This window comes from Paracoccus aminovorans (genome assembly GCF_900005615.1).
Lineage (GTDB): Bacteria > Pseudomonadota > Alphaproteobacteria > Rhodobacterales > Rhodobacteraceae > Paracoccus > Paracoccus aminovorans.
On sequence record NZ_LN832559.1, the window covers coordinates 3,061,714 to 3,075,233 of the forward strand.

Genomic DNA, 13,520 nt, shown 5'->3' on the forward strand with positions numbered 1-13,520 from the left:
ACGGAAATGCACTGGATCATATCGCCGGGATTGTTGTCGCTGGTGCTGGGCTATACGCTCAGCCAGTTCTATCGCGCCTTCCTGGCGGTGCTGGCGCCCAGGCTCGACGCCGAGCTGGGCGCGGGGCCGGCCGATCTCGCGCTGTCCTCGGGGCTTTGGTACATCGCCTTCGCCGCCATGCAGATCCCGGTCGGCTGGGCGCTGGACCGCTGGGGCCCGCGCGAGGCCGTCTCGGTGCTGCTGGCGCTGGGCGGCGGCGGCGGGGCGGCGGTGTTTGCCCTGGCGCAGACGCCCTGGCACCTGCATGTCGCCATGGCGCTGCTGGGCATCGGCTGCGCGCCGGTGATGATGGGCAGCTTCTTCATCTTTGCCCGCACCCTGCCCCCCGCCTCGATGAGCGCGGCGGGCGGCGCGGTGGTCGGGCTGGGCTCGCTGGGCAACATGCTGGGCGCGGCGCCGCTGGTCTGGGTGGTGAACGGCATCGGCTGGCGCGAGACGCTGGCCATCCTGGCGCTGGTCACCCTGGCGGTCTCGGCCACGATCTACGCCTGCGTCAAGAACCCGCCCCGACCCGAGGGCACGCATCCCATCGGCTCGCTGCGCGCGCTGCTGAAGGTGCGCGAGCTCTGGGCGATCCTGCCGCTCTTGTTCATCACCTATGCCGCCTCGGCCTGCATCCGCGGGCTCTGGGCCGGGCCCTATCTCTCCGAGGTCTTTGGCGCCAGCGACTATCTGATCGGCTGGGTCACGCTGGGCATGGGGCTGGCGATGGTCACGGCCAACCTGGCGGTCGGGCGGGTGGTGCGGCTGTTCGGCTCGGACAAGCGCACCTCGCTGGCGAACACGCTGCTGCTGTGCGCGGTGCTGTCCAGCCTGTGGCTGGCGCCCGGGCTCAGCCTCGGGCTGTCCTCGGTGCTGCTGGTCATGGTCTGCATTTCGGACAGCAACTATTCGCTGATCATGTCGCACGGCCGGGCCTTCCTGCCGCCGCATCTGGTCGGGCGCGGCATCACCTTCATGAACATGATCTCGATCTCGGGCGTGGGGGTGATGCAGTTCCTGTCGCGGCCGGTGTATCTCTCGGCCTCGGCCAGCCAGCCGCCGGCCACGGCTTACGGTTACATCTTCCTGTTCTTCCTGATACCGCTGGTCATCGGATTGCTTGTCTATCTGTTCAGTCCCGAGGATCGCCATGGCTGAGATCGAGGTCGTCGCCCCGAACCTGAAACGCCGCCTGTCGGGCGTCACGGCGACCGTGGTGCGGCTGATCCCGGTGCAGGCACGGATGATCGGCATCGTCGCCACCGGGCCGGGGCTGCCCCCCGAACTGCCGCATATCCCGCTGGGCCGCGCCGCCACCCTGCCCCGCGACCGCTGGCGGGTCTGGCACGCCCGCCGCAATACCGAGATGGCGCTGGGGCTGATCCTGCGCCGAATCCTGGGACGCAAATACAAACTCTTGTTTACCTCGGCCGCGCAAAGACAACATACGGGGTTCACCCGCTGGCTGATCCGACAGCAGGACGCGCTGATCGCCACCTCGCCGCTGGCCGCCGGCTATCTGGAAAGACCCGCGACAGTGATCCTGCATGGCGTCGATCTGTCGGTCTTTCACCCCGCCCCCGACCGCGCGGCGCTGCGGGCGGACTTGGGCTTTGCGCCCGAGGATATCGTCATCGGTTGCTTCGGCCGCGTCCGGGCGCAGAAGGGCGTGGACCTGCTGGTCGAGGCGGCGCTGCGCCTGTTCCCGACCCGGCCGCGCGCCCGGCTGATCTTCACCGGCCGCGTCACCGCCGACAACCAGACCTTCACGGACGATCTGCAAGCGCGAATCGCCGCCGCCGGTCTGTCGGACCGCACCCAGTTCCTGGGCGAGGTGCCATGGGAGCAGGTGGTGCGCAACTACCAGGCCATCGACCTTTTCGCCGCCCCGGCGCGGTGGGAGGGCTTCGGCCTGACCCCGCTGGAAGCCGCGGCCTGCGGCGTCCCCACCGTCGCCGCCCGCGTCGGCGCCTATGAGACGCTGATCCGCGACGGCGAGACCGGCAGCCTGGTCGCGCGCGAGAACGTGGACGCGCTGACCGATGCTCTGGCGCGCTGGCTCGACGACGACGCCGGCCGCCAGGCCGCCGGGCAAGCCGCCCGCGCCCATGTCGCCGCAAACCACGCCATCGAGGGCGAGGCCCGCGCCATCGTCGAGGTCTATCGCAGGCTGCTGGCGTGACCCGCCTCGGCTTCCTGTTTGCCCGCACCCTGCGCGACGAATCCGCGCTGCAACGCCTGTCGGTGCCGCAATCCGCGCTGCTGGCGGATCTTGCGGGCAAGCGCATCGCGCTGATCGGCAATGCCCGGGCGCTGGCGCAGACCGACCACGGCACCGCCATCGACGCCGCCGACCTGGTGATCCGCATCAACCGCGCGCCGATGCCCTCGGCCGAAAGCCACGGCACGCGCACCGACTGGCTGGCGCTGGCCACGCGCCTGTCCGACGCGGACCGCACCCGCATCGCCCCCGCCCGCATCCTGTGGATGTCGCCCAAGCGCAAGCGGCTGGACTGGCATAGCGCGACCAGCCCCGGCTTCTACCTGCATCCGCTGGCTGATTACCGGGCGCTGGCGGACCGGTTGGGCGCCCCGCCCACCACCGGCGCCATGATGATCGACCTGATCGCGCGGTCGGACATGGCGCGGCTCGACCTTTACGGCTTCGATTTCTTCGCCTCGCTGTCGCTGTCGGGCCGGCGAAGCGCCGAACAGGTTCCCCATGATTTTTCGGGGGAATCCCGCTGGGTCCAAGAACTGGAACGGGCAGATCGCCGGATTCATCGGCATTAAGCCGAAATTCTGCCATATCATCAGTCGTTTCGCCGAAATCTCGCTTTCCCTTTCCGGGGAATCGCCCTATATCGCGGCGTCCTTTAGAAGGAGACCCCCAATGGGCTACAAGGTCGTTGTCGCCGGCGCCACGGGGAACGTGGGCCGTGAAATGCTGAACATTCTCGCCGAGCGCGAGTTTCCTGCCGATGAGGTTGTCGCTCTGGCTTCGCGCCGGAGCATTGGCACTGAGGTCAGCTATGGCGACAAGACCCTGAAATGCAAGGACATCGAGGGTTTCGACTTTACCGGCTATGACATCGCGCTGTTCGCCATCGGCTCGGACGCAACCAAGATTTATGCGCCCATCGCGGCCAGCCAGGGCTGCGTTGTGATCGACAATTCGTCGCTCTATCGCTACGACCCGCAGATCCCGCTGATCGTGCCCGAGGTGAACGCCGACGCGATCGAGGGCTATCGCAACAAGATGATCATCGCGAACCCCAACTGCTCGACCGCGCAGATGGTGGTGGCGCTGAAGCCGCTGCATGACCGGGCGCGGATCAAGCGCGTCGTCGTCTCGACCTACCAATCGGTCTCGGGCGCCGGGAAAGACGGCATGGACGAGCTCTGGAACCAGACCAAGGGCATGTATGTCCCGGGCCAGGAAGTCGAGCCGAAGAAGTTCCAGAAGCAGATCGCCTTTAACGTGATCCCGCAGATCGACGTCTTCCTGGACAGCGGCGACACCAAGGAAGAATGGAAGATGGTGGCCGAGACCAAGAAGATTCTCGACCCCTCGATCAAGGTCACGGCGACCTGCGTGCGGGTCCCGGTGTTCGTCGGCCATTCCGAGGCGATCAACGTCGAGACCGAGGATTTCCTGGACGAGGACGAGGCCCGCGACATCCTGCGCGAGGCGCCGGGCATCCTGGTCATCGACAAGCGCGAGCCGGGCGGCTACGCCACGCCGGTCGAATGCGTCGGCGATTTCGCGACCTTCATCTCGCGCATCCGCCAGGACGTGACGGTGGAAAACGGCCTGAACTTCTGGTGCGTCAGCGACAACCTGCGCAAGGGCGCGGCGCTGAACGCGGTGCAGATCGCCGAGCTTCTGGGCAATCGCGTCCTGAAAAAGGGCTGAGCGCCTACGGATATGTGAGGGGCGTCCTTCGGGGCGCCCCTTGCATTTCGGCCCCCCGTCGCGGACCTTGTCCGCAGTCCAGAACGAGGGGTCCGATGCGTCATCTGCTGCTTTCCACCGCCATGCTGGCCGCCGCGCCCGCCTTTGCCGAGCGGATAGAGACCACCGCCCGCGTCACCGAGGTCACCGTCTATCCCTGGGGCGCCGGCGTCACCCGCGAGGCCAGCCTGGACCTGCCCGCCGGCGCGCATGAGCTGGTGATCCCCGGCATCCCGCAGGGCGTGGACCCCGCCAGCCTGCGCATTTCCGGCGAGGGTGCGGTGATCGGCGCCGTCGGCTTCCAGCAGCAGCGCGCCCTGCCCGAGACGCCGGCGAAATCGCCCGAACTGACCGCCGCCGAGGCCGAGGTGCGGCGGCTGAAATCCGAGCTCTCGACCCGCGACGCCGGCGTGGCCGAGATCGAGGCCCGCGGCGAGGCGGCCGAGGATCTGATCGAATTCCTGATGAAGCTGGCCGAATCCGACGGTGTGGGCTCCGGGGACGTCGCCTCGCTTTCCGACACCGTCGGCCAGCGGTTGCTGCAGGCGCGCCAGACCGCCATCCGCGCCAAGGCCGAGGCCGAGGCCGAGGCTGCCGGCGAGGGCCGCGAGGACCTGGAACAGGCGCTGGAACGCGCCGAGGCCCGGCTGGAGGCGCTGCGCGGCCCGGAATCCGAGCGCGGCGCGCTGATGGTCGCGGTCCAGGGCGAGGGCAAGCCCGCGCGCATCCGCATCTCGACCCTGACCGGCGAGGCCAGCTGGCAGCCGGTCTACGACCTCACGCTGCGCCGCAAGGAACCGGCGCTGCGCCTGGACCGCGGGCTGGTGGTGCGCCAGAACACCGGCGAGGATTGGGCCGGTGTGCACCTGCTGCTTTCGACCGCCCGGCCGATGGACCAGTCGGCGCCCAGCGAATTGCAGCCGCAATTCCCCCGCATCGGCGAGAGGGAGGCCAAGCTCTACAGCCGCGCCGCCGCGCCGATGGCCGAGGCGGCGATGGATTCCGCCGCGCGCTATGAGGTCGAGCCGGTGGCGGCCCAAGCCGCCATCGCCGGTTCCGCCCTGGCCGGGATGGTCGGCGAGACGGTGGTCTATGACTACCCGACCCCGGTCACGCTGCGCGACGGCGCCGATGCGCTGCGACTGCCGCTGGATTCGCACGACCTGACCCCCAAGGTGGTGGCCGAGGCGGTGCCGCGCCGCGACGACACCGCCTATCTGGTCGCGGATACGGTGAACACCACCGGCGCCGTGATCCTGCCCGGCAGCGCCACCTTCCATGCCGACGGCGCCATGGTCGGCCAGGGCGCGCTGGAGCTGACCGCCGCCGGCGACGAGATGAAGCTGGGCTTCGGCCCGCTGACCGGCATCAAGCTGGAACGCCGCATCCCCGACGAGATCGAGGGCGAGCGCGGGCTGATCTCGAAATCCTCCGAACGCCGCGAGGTGGCGCAGCTGCGCATCCGCAACCTGACCGCCGAGGAATGGCCGCTGCGGGTGATCGACCAGGTGCCGGTCTCGACCCAGAAGGACCTGCGCATCGACTGGTCCGCCGATCCGGCGCCGGACGAGACCGACCCCGACGGCAAGCGCGGGCTGCTGGTCTGGAACGGCAAGATCGCTGCGGGCGAAGAACGGGCCATCGCGCTGAGCACGACGCTGCGCTGGCCCGAGGGCCAGGTGCTGGTCACGGGGGACTGAGCGCGGGTCGCGGCGCCCGGAATGCAAGGTGCGGGAACGGAAAGAGGCGCGGCGCCTTGCGGCATCCGCGCCCCGATCCATCGGGCAGGCGGCGCCGGCCGCCGCGGCCTTACACCGTCCGCCGCGCGGCCCAGCGCATCAGCAGGTGATCGACCATCAGCCCCATGAAGGCGACCGCCAGCCCCAGCACCAGCCCCTTGCCGACATCGGTCGAGGACAGCGCCCGCTGCATTTCCTGTCCCAGGTCCTGCGTGCCGATGAAGGCGGCGATGATGACCATGAACAGCGCGAACATCACCGACTGGTTCAGCCCCACCATCAGCGTGGGCAGCGCCAGCGGCATCCGCACCGACCACAGGATCTGGCGCCGGGTGGCGCCGCTCATCTCGGCCGCCTCGATGGTCTCGGAGGGGACGTTGCGCAGCCCCTCGACGGTGTAGCGGATCAGCGGCACCGCGGCAAAGACCACCACCGCCGCCACCACCGCCACGTCGTTCACCCCGAAGAGCATCACCACCGGGATCAGGTAGATGAAGCTGGGAAAGGTCTGGAACGTGTCGCAAAGCAGCAGCACCCGCGTGGCGCGGCCCTGGTCCCGGGCGGCCCAGATGCCCAGCGGCAGGCCGACCAGCAGCGCCAGCGTCACCGCGGTGCAGACGGTATAGACCGTGATCATCGCCCGGTCCCACCAGCCCGACAGCGCGATGGGCACGAAGAAGGCCAGGCAGACCGCCGCCGAGCGCCAGCCGCCGATCCGCCAGCCCAGCGCCGCCAGCGCCAGCAGGATCGCGGCATAGGGCAGCCACAGGATCGCATTGCGCAGCGGGATCAGCACCCAGCCGATCAGGAACCAGCGCAGCCAGTCCGTCACCGGCTTCACCAGCTGGATCAGCGCATCCATCGCCGCGTCGATCGGCCCGGCCAGGCTGAGCGCCTGGCTGCGCCCGACGACGTGGAAATAGGGAAAGACCGACGCCAGCAGGAACCCCAGTGCCACCAGTCCGGCCCAGACCAGCCACAGCCGGTTGCGGCTGGCCCAACTCGCGCCGTGCTCGGGATGGGCGGGCTGGTGCTGCGCCCAGGCCTTGGACAGCCGGTCCAGCGCCACCGCCAGCAGGACGATGGTGATGCCGATCTCGAAGGACAGGCCGATCTTCAGCGCCTGCAGCAGTTGCAGCAGCTTCTGCCCCAGCCCCGGCATGCCGATGAACGAGGCCAGCACCACCATGGCCAGCGACTGCATGATGACCTGGTTGACGCCGATCAGGATCTCGGTCCGGGCGGCGGGCAGGCGCACGCGCGTCATCACCTGCCAGCGGCTGGCGCCGCACATCTGCCCGGCCTCGATGATCTCGGGCGCGACCCGGCGCAGGCCCAGCATGGTCATGCGGATCATCGGCGGGACCGAGAAGATGATGGTGACGATGGCGCCCGACTTGGGCCCGACGCCGACAAAGACCACGACCGGGATCATATAGGCGAAATGCGGCAACGACTGCGCCAGGTTCAGGACCGGGTTCAGCACCTTCTCGAACCGCGGAGAGCGCCAGCCCAGGATCCCCAGAACCAGCCCCAGCGCGACCGAGACCGGCGTGGCGACGGCGATCACCGAAAGGGTCTCCATCGCCCATTTCCACTGGCCCATGACGGCGATCCAGACGAAGGTGCCGCCGGTCAGGGCCGCCAGCCGCCAGCCGCGCAGGGCATAGCCGGCCATGGCCATGGTGACGGCGACGACGACCCAGGGGATCGGCCCCAGATGCGGCCAGCGCGAGCGCCCGTAGAGCAGGTTCGCGGTGGTGTCGAGCGCCGCCTCGATCCCCGACGAAATGCCGCGGGTCACATGGATCAGACCCAGGTCGTCGCGCAGGAAGTCGAAGACCGCGTTGATCCAGTCGGCGAAGGGCAGCACCAGCCAGTCCGGCGGCCGGATCAGACCGGCCGGCAGCAGCGGCTTGGACAGGATCAACAGCAGCGCCGCCCCGGCCAGCAGGCCCCCGATCCAGCGGGCATCCAGCCCGGCGCCGACGCGGGCACCGGCGGGGATGCCGTCGTCGGCCCGCGCGCTCATGGCCGGTCTCCCAGGATCAGGTTCAGCGCCGCCTGGCGCTCGATCTGGCCCAGCAGCGCGCCGTCGGGACCCGCGACCGGGATATGCGTCCGCCGGTCCGCCAGGATGTCGCGCGCCACCGCGTGCAGCACCGCGTCGCCGGGCAGCGGCGGGCCTTCCAGCACCACGCCTTGCGCGGCCCCCGCCAGCGCCGCCAGCCGCACCACGCGGGCGCGGTCGATCTCGGCGGTGAACTTGGCGACATAGGGCGTCGCCGGCGCCATGACGATGCGGTCCGGGGTGTCGCATTGCTCGACCGCGCCGTCCTTCATGATGGCGATGCGGTCGGCGAGCCGCAGCGCCTCGTCGAAGTCGTGGGTGATGAAGACGATGGTCTTGTCGAGCGTGCCCTTGAGCCGCAGGAACTCGTCCTGCATCTCGCGCCGGATCAGCGGGTCCAGCGCCGAGAAGGGCTCGTCCAGGAACCAGATCGCCGGCTCGATGGCAAGGCTGCGGGCGATGCCGACGCGCTGCTGCTGGCCGCCCGACAATTCGCGGGGGAAATGCTCCTCTCGCCCTTCCAGGCCGACGAGCGCCAGCATCTCGCGCGCCCGGGCGATGCGGGCGGCGCGGGGCTGGCCGCGCATCTCCAGCGGAAAGGCCACGTTGTCCAGCACGTTGCGATGCGGCAGCAGGCCGAAGCTCTGGAACACCATGCCCATGCGGCGCCGGCGCAGGTCGATCAGCTGGCTCTCGGACAGCTTGCCGATGTCCTGGCCCTCGACCTCGACCCGCCCGGCCGAGATGTCCAGAAGCCGCGACATGCAGCGCACCAGCGTCGATTTGCCCGAACCGGACAGGCCCATGACCACCAGCATCTCGCCGCGCGGGATCGAGATGTTCACGTCGCGCACCGCCGCCACATAGCCCGCCTCGCGCAGCTCCTGGGGCGAGGGGTTCGCCGCCAGCAGCGAGGCAAGCTGTCCGGGCTGGGGCCCGAACACTTTCCAGACGTTGCGGCAGTCGATCACGGTTTCGGTTCCGGCCATGCGACCTCCTGAGGAAAGCCTTTCCCCGGCGAGCGGGGAAAGGGCGAAGGATGCGGAGGAAACCGGCCGGTTCATTGCAGCCACGGCTTCCAGACCGCCTCGTTCTGGTCCATCCAGGCCTCGGCGGCGTCTTCTGGCTCCATGCCGTCCACGTCGACCAGCTTGGCCATCTCGGCGATCTGGGCGTTGGTGAAGCTGACCTTGGTCAGCGCGGCATAGGCGGCCGGCCATTTCTCTTTCATCCCGTCCCAGGCGGCGAGCTTGAGGTAGCCGTTGGCGGGGTTGCCGCAGTCATAGACCTTGTCGGGGATGGGGCCGACGGCGGGATCCTTGTCGCAGCCTTCCTCCCAGGCGGGGAATTCGACGAACTCGCCCGGCCAGACCGCCTCGGCGAAGTTGGGGGTCCAGTTGAACAGCACGATGGGGGTCTTGTTCTTTTCGGCCGCGGCCAGTTCCGCCCACAGCGCCGCCGCCGACCCGGCGTTGACGACCGCGAAGTTCATGTCCAGCGCCTCGACCTTTTCGGCGTCGTGCTTGAGCCAGTCCACCGGGCCGCCCAGGAAACGGCCCTTCTCGCCGGTCTCGGGGGTGGCGAACTTGGCGGCGCAGTCGTTCAGCGCCTTCCAGTCGGGCAGGCCGGGACAGGCCTCCTTGGTCCACATCGGATACCACCAGTCCTCGCGCGTGACCGCCTCGTGGGTGGCGGCGTCGTGGACGCCGCCCTTTTCGCGGGCGGCGTTGAAGGCGGCGCCGAACGCGCCTTCCCAGACCTCGACCTCCAGGGCGACGTCGCCCAGGCGGATGGATTCATAGACGGTCTGGCTGTCGGACGAGACATATTCGACCGAATCGCCCAGGTCCTCGAACATGCGGCCGACGATATGGCTCATCACGATCTGGCTGGACCAGTTGTGGGTCGGGATCACGATCGGGTCCGAGGAATCGGCGGCCTGCGCCAGCGAGGCCGTGAACGAAAGGGCCGCTGCCGAAGCCAGCAGCAGAGCGGAAATTTTCATGGTCTTTCCCTGTTGATGCGCCCTGTTTCAGGGCCGGGACGCCTGCTTTCGGGCATCCTTCATACCTTCAGGCTAGAAGCCGGATGTGAACATGTCAGGCCCTTGTGATGAATGGGCTATGGAATGATGTGAGAAAATGTTAACAGAACCGCGCAAGCTGCCGAGAGGAACCGCCTGTGACGGGCCGAGCAAGCCATATCGTGATTATCGAGGACGAGCCCGTCACCCGCGGCGCGCTGACCGCCTATCTGGAATCCTTCGGTTACCGAATCACCGAATGCGCCAGCGCCGAGGCGGCCGAGCCGATCCTGGCCCAGGACCTGGCCGACCTTCTGATCGTGGACATCAACCTGGCCGGCAAGGATGGGCTGGAGATCACCCGCGAACAGCGGGCGCGGTCGGAAATCGGCATCATCCTGCTGTCGGGCCGCACGGATGAGGTGGACCGGATCGTCGGGCTGGAACTGGGCGCCGACGATTACGTCTGCAAGCCCTTCAACCGGCGCGAGCTTGCCGCGCGGGTCAAGAACCTGCTGCGGCGCACGGCGGCGATGCGGCAGATGGCCCGCCGCGCGGTGCTGCAATTCGGCGAGTTCAGCTTTGACATCGCCGGCCGGCAACTGAGCGACGGCGAGGGGCAGGCGGTGCCGCTGACCCGGGCCGAGTTCGAGCTGCTGCGGGTCTTCGTCGGCAATCCCGGCGTGGTCATGGACCGCGACCGGCTGCTGGCCAATATCACCCATCGCAGCGACGGCACCAACCAGCGCACGGTGGACGTGCTGATCCGCCGCTTGCGCCGCAAGCTGGGCGACGATCCCAAAGCGCCCCGGTTCCTGTGCACGGCGCATGGCGAGGGCTATGTCTTCACCGCGCCGCTGGGCTGAGCCTCCAGCGCGGCCAGTTCGGTTTCCAGCAGCGCGGCGCCCGACGCCGCCAGGTCCCGGGCCGCGCGCCAAAGCGGCTTCGCGGCGGCCGGGCCGTCCTTGAGCCCGGCCTCGAAGGCGGCAAGCGCCGCGACCAGATCGGGCAGGGCGAAATTGCCGCTGGCGCCGCGCAGGCGATGCGCCGCCCGGGCCGCCGCATCCGTGTCGCCCCGGGCCAGCGCCTGTTCGATGGCGGCGATGTCGCGGTCCATGCCGGACAGATAGAGCCGCGCCAGATCCGCGACCCGCTGCGGCGGCAGGTCGGCCAGCGCCGGCGCCAGGGCGGATCCGGGGGCCAGTTCCCGCAAGGCGCGGTCCAGGTCGGCCGGGGCCAGCGGCTTCGACAGCACCCGGTCCATGCCCGCGGCATGGCAGGCGGCGATCTCTTCGGGCTGGACATGGGCCGAGATGCCGATCACCGGCAGGCCCCGGCCGTCCGGCCGCGCGCGGATCGCCCGCGTGGCCTCGATCCCCGACATGCCGGGCAGGTTCACATCCATCAGCACGGCGTCGAAGCGCCGGCCGTCCAGCCGGGCCAGGGCCTCTTCGGCGCAACCGACCATCTCGAAACGGTGGCCCATCCGCGCCAGATAGCCGTCCAGGACCATGCGGTTCACCGCGTGATCCTCGACCACCAGCAGGTCCAGCGCGCGGCCGGCTTGCGGGGCGGGCGCCGGTGCAGGCGCCTCGGCCCGGGGCAGCGTCACCGCCAGCCGGAAGGTCGCGCCCCGGCCCGGTGCGCTTTCGACCGTCAGGCTGCCGCCCATGGCCTCGGCCAAGCGGCGGCTGATGGCCAGGCCCAGGCCGGTGCCGCCGTAGCGCCGCGCGGTCTCGGCATCCTCCTGCTCGAAAAGGCCGAAGATGCGGTCCTGCGCCTGCGCGGCGATGCCCTTGCCGGTATCGGCAACCTCGATCACCAAGCCGGCCATGTCGCCCCGGGGCTCACAACGCAGGCGCAGGGTCACGCCGCCCCGGTCGGTGAAGCGGATGGCATTGGCCAGCAGGTTGAACAGCACCTGCCGCAGCCGCGCCGCGTCGCCCGTCAGCCAGCCGCAGGGCGCGGCTTCGATCCGCAGCCACAGCCCCTTTTCCTCGACCGAGGGCGCCATCAGCATCGCGGTTTCCTGCGCCAACGCCGCCGGATCGAAGGGCGCCGGCCGCAGCTGGATCTCGCCGCCCGAGGATTTCGCGTCGTCGAGCAGCGTGTTCAAGAGCCCCATCAGCCCCTCGCCCGAGGCCAGCGCGGCCACCACCCGGTCGCGGGTCGGCACCGGCAGGTCCTCTTGCATCAGCCCATGCAGCAGGCCTAGGACGCCGTTCATCGGCGTGCGGATCTCGTGGCTCATCATCGCCAGGAACTGCGACTTGGCGCGGTCGGCGGCCTCGGCCCGGTCGCGGGCGGCGGCATGGGCCGCGACCTCGCCGCGCAGGCGCTGGGTCTGCTCGTCCACCAACTGGCGCAATTCCTCGCGGTGACGGCGCAGTTCGGCCAGGTTGCGGTCGCGCTCGGCGGCCAGTTCGCGGTTTTCCAGGGCCTGCAGGCGAAAGACCTCGACCGCCTGCTCCATCCCCGCGATCTCGTCATGGCCGCGCGGGACCACTTGCGCCTGCAGATCGCCGGCCAGCAGCCCGTCCATCCGTGCCGCCAGCGCGTCCAGCCGCCGGGTGATCTTGCCCCGGACATAGAACCACACCACGCCGGCCGAGATCATCAGCGCCAGCAGCGACCCGGCCGAGGACACGATCAGCGTGTTGCGGATCGCGCGCTGCGCCGCCTCGGCGGCCGCGGTGGTGCGGGTCACGATGCTGTCGGCCAGCGCCGCCGCCTCGGTGTCCAGATGCAGGGCGGCGTCGCGCAATTCCGCCTGCGCGGCACCCACCTGGTCGTCCAGCGCGATCAGCCGCGCCGTGGTTTCGGGAAAATCCCCGGTCCCCGGCGGCGAGGCAGTGGCGGGGGTGATCGCCCCGAGCAGCGCCATGGCGCGTTCGGCGCGGCTGCGGTCGGGGACCATGGCAAGGCGGCGGGTGACGATGCCCAGCCGCGCCACCAGATCGTGGCGCAGCCGTTCCAGGTCGTGGCGGTCGCGGGTTTCGCCGATCCGGTTCAGCAAGAGCGCGATCTCGGCCACATGCGCGCGCAGCTCGAACATCTGGCCAAGCTGGAACAGGTCGACCTCGATCAGCTTGTCCAGGGTCTGGGTCAGCGCCTCGCGCTGGTTCCAGGTGTCGTAGAGGCTGGCCACGCCGGCCGAGGCCGCCACCTCGGCATTGGCGGCCAGCGTGTCGGCGATCTCCAGCAGTTCCGTGGTCGCCGCCAGCCCCTCGCCCAGAAGCCGCCGCTGCGCGCGCTCGGTCGCCAGCCGCTGCTGGACCAGCAGGTCGAGTCGCGCGATGCCCTGGCGCACCTCGGTTTCCGAACGCGACAGCGGCGCGGGCACCGGCCGGCCGCTGCGCTGATAGCGGCGGATGCGGTCGCGCAGCGCGTCCACCTGGCGGAAGAGGAAACCCGCGCGCTCGCGCCGCACCGCGTCCGAGGTCACGGCGGCAAGATCGGGGGCCATGGCGACGACGCGGCTGCTTTCCTCGGCAAAGCCGCGGACCTCGGCGATGATGGGGATGGTCTCGTTGATCAGCCGCGACTGCCGGCTGGCCAGTTCGCGCAGCTCCAGCCAGCCCAGCACGCCCATGATCCCGGGGGCGCCGGCGATGACCACGAAGGCCAGCAGAAGCTGCCAGCCCAATCTTGCCTTGCGCGTGAACGCTCGCAGGACCTACCCTCCGCCAT

The 13,520-nt window shown here is 69.7% G+C and carries 10 protein-coding genes; 6 read left to right on the forward strand and 4 right to left on the reverse strand.

Going from position 1 to position 13,520, the window contains the following annotated elements; genetic code table 11:
* Positions 1–6 precede the first annotated feature (6 nt).
* The 5 genes from JCM7685_RS15185 (at position 7) to JCM7685_RS15205 (ending at position 5,697) form a co-directional block, all read left to right on the forward strand.
* Positions 7–1,200 (forward strand): MFS transporter, encoded by a 1,194-nt coding sequence (locus tag JCM7685_RS15185; protein WP_074968277.1) that lies wholly within the window; start codon positions 7–9, stop codon positions 1,198–1,200.
* Positions 1,193–2,224, forward strand: a complete 1,032-nt coding sequence (locus JCM7685_RS15190) for a glycosyltransferase family 4 protein (RefSeq protein WP_074968275.1) — start codon at positions 1,193–1,195, stop codon at positions 2,222–2,224. The genes JCM7685_RS15185 and JCM7685_RS15190 overlap by 8 nt, the downstream gene beginning before the upstream one ends.
* Positions 2,221–2,835: a glycosyltransferase family 29 protein gene (locus JCM7685_RS15195; protein ID WP_074968273.1), complete on the forward strand. Its 615-nt coding sequence runs from the start codon at positions 2,221–2,223 to the stop codon at positions 2,833–2,835. Before JCM7685_RS15190 ends, JCM7685_RS15195 begins: the two co-directional genes overlap by 4 nt.
* A gap of 100 nt (positions 2,836–2,935) precedes the next feature.
* A complete protein-coding gene (locus JCM7685_RS15200) occupies positions 2,936–3,958 on the forward strand; it encodes an aspartate-semialdehyde dehydrogenase (protein ID WP_074968271.1) in 1,023 nt (340 codons plus the stop codon).
* Between the two features lie 95 nt (positions 3,959–4,053).
* On the forward strand, positions 4,054–5,697 hold the full coding sequence (locus tag JCM7685_RS15205; RefSeq protein WP_074968269.1) for a DUF4139 domain-containing protein: 1,644 nt from the start codon (positions 4,054–4,056) through the stop codon (positions 5,695–5,697).
* A gap of 109 nt (positions 5,698–5,806) precedes the next feature.
* Here the strand turns inward: JCM7685_RS15205 and JCM7685_RS15210 are convergent, their stop codons facing one another.
* From JCM7685_RS15210 to JCM7685_RS15220, 3 genes are all read right to left on the reverse strand, one after another.
* Positions 5,807–7,768, reverse strand: coding sequence for an ABC transporter permease (locus JCM7685_RS15210; protein ID WP_074968267.1), 1,962 nt, complete (start codon positions 7,766–7,768; stop codon positions 5,807–5,809).
* Complete coding sequence (locus JCM7685_RS15215) at positions 7,765–8,796, reverse strand: quaternary amine ABC transporter ATP-binding protein (protein WP_074968266.1); 1,032 nt, start codon at positions 8,794–8,796, stop codon at positions 7,765–7,767. The genes JCM7685_RS15210 and JCM7685_RS15215 overlap by 4 nt, the downstream gene beginning before the upstream one ends.
* Before the next feature lie 71 nt (positions 8,797–8,867).
* Positions 8,868–9,812 carry an ABC transporter substrate-binding protein gene (locus JCM7685_RS15220; RefSeq protein WP_074968264.1) on the reverse strand — a complete coding sequence of 315 codons (945 nt, stop codon included), beginning with the start codon at positions 9,810–9,812 and terminating at the stop codon, positions 8,868–8,870.
* Between the two features lie 176 nt (positions 9,813–9,988).
* Here JCM7685_RS15220 and JCM7685_RS15225 point away from each other — a divergent pair, with 176 nt between their 5' ends.
* On the forward strand, positions 9,989–10,696 hold the full coding sequence (locus tag JCM7685_RS15225; protein ID WP_074968262.1) for a response regulator: 708 nt from the start codon (positions 9,989–9,991) through the stop codon (positions 10,694–10,696).
* Here JCM7685_RS15225 and JCM7685_RS15230 read toward each other — a convergent pair.
* Positions 10,669–13,476, reverse strand: coding sequence for an ATP-binding protein (locus tag JCM7685_RS15230; RefSeq protein WP_074968260.1), 2,808 nt, complete (start codon positions 13,474–13,476; stop codon positions 10,669–10,671). The genes JCM7685_RS15225 and JCM7685_RS15230 overlap by 28 nt on opposite strands.
* Positions 13,477–13,520 lie beyond the last annotated feature (44 nt).